This window comes from Streptomyces pseudogriseolus (assembly GCA_002154585.1).
Taxonomy (GTDB): Bacteria; Actinomycetota; Actinomycetes; order Streptomycetales; family Streptomycetaceae; genus Streptomyces; species Streptomyces pseudogriseolus.
On record MUNG01000558.1, the window covers coordinates 1 to 1330 of the forward strand.

General features: G+C 70.5%; 1 protein-coding gene. It reads right to left on the minus strand.

Going from position 1 to position 1330, the window contains the following annotated elements:
• Positions 1–59: 59 nt before the first annotated feature.
• Positions 60–1330, minus strand: a 1271-nt coding sequence (locus tag CCN29_RS32690; RefSeq protein WP_086686131.1) for a SulP family inorganic anion transporter, incomplete at its 5' end; no start/stop codon positions are given.

Sequence of the window (1330 nt, forward strand, 5' to 3'; positions counted from 1 at the left end):
GCAGTTGACCGAAGGCGCGGGACGCCCCGCGCCTTTGCTCGGGCGCCCCGCGCCTTCGGTCAACTGCCGGTGAGCTCTCCGCTGAGCGTCCTGTGAATACGCGCGCTGGGCTCGTTCAGCCCCACGATCTCGACGGTCTTGCCACGCTGGGCGTACTTCGTCTCGACGGCGTCGAGCGCCGCCACCGACGAGGCGTCCCAGATGTGTGCGGCGGACAGGTCGATGACGACCTGGTCGGGGTCGGTGGCGTACGCGAACCGGCCGACCAGTTCGTTGGAGGAGGCGAAGAACAGCTCGCCGGTGACCCGGTAGACCACCGTGCCGCCGTCCGGGTCGGTGACCGCGGTGACCTCGGCCAGCCGGGCGACGCGCCGCGCGAACACCACCATCGCGGCGACGGAGCCGACGACGACGCCGACGGCGAGGTTGTGGGTGGCGACCACGCAGACGACGGTGACCAGCATGACGACGGTCTCCCCGAGCGGCATGCGCCGCAGCGTCCTCGGGGCGATCGAGTGCCAGTCGAACGTGGCCACCGACACCATCACCATGACCGCGACGAGCGCCGCCATCGGGATGTCCGACACGACCGGCCCGAACACGACGCACAGCACCATCAGGAACGCGCCCGCCAGGAACGTCGACAGCCGGGTCCGCGCCCCGGACACCCGCACGTTGATCATCGTCTGGCCGATCATCGCGCAGCCGCCCATGCCGCCGAAGAAGCCCGTGACGATGTTGGCGACGCCCTGCCCGACGGACTCGCGCGTCTTGGAGGAGCGGGTGTCGGTGATGTCGTCGACCAGCTTGGCCGTCATCAGCGACTCCATCAGCCCGACCAGCGCCATGGCGAACGCGTACGGCGCGACGGTCGTGAGCGTGTCGACGGTGAACGGCACGTCCGGCAGCCCCGGCACGGGCAGCGACGACGGCAGGCCGCCCTTGTCGCCGACGGTCGGGACGGCGATCCCGGCCGCGACGGTGATCACGGTGAGGATCACGATGGACACGAGCGGCGCCGGGACCACGGTGGTGAGCCTCGGGAAGAACACCATCATCGCCAGGCCCGCCGCGATCAGCGGATACACCGGCCACGGCACGTCCGTCATCTCCGGCACCTGCGCCATGAAGATCAGGACGGCGAGGGAGTTCACGAAGCCGACCATCACGCTGCGCGGCACGAACCGCATCAGCTTCGCCACCCCGAGCGCGCCCAGCACGATCTGGAACACCCCGGCGAGGATCACGGCGGCGACCAGGTGACCGAAGCCGTGCTCGCGGTTGAGCGGCGCGATGACGAGGGCGACGGCGCCGGTCGCCGCCGAGATCC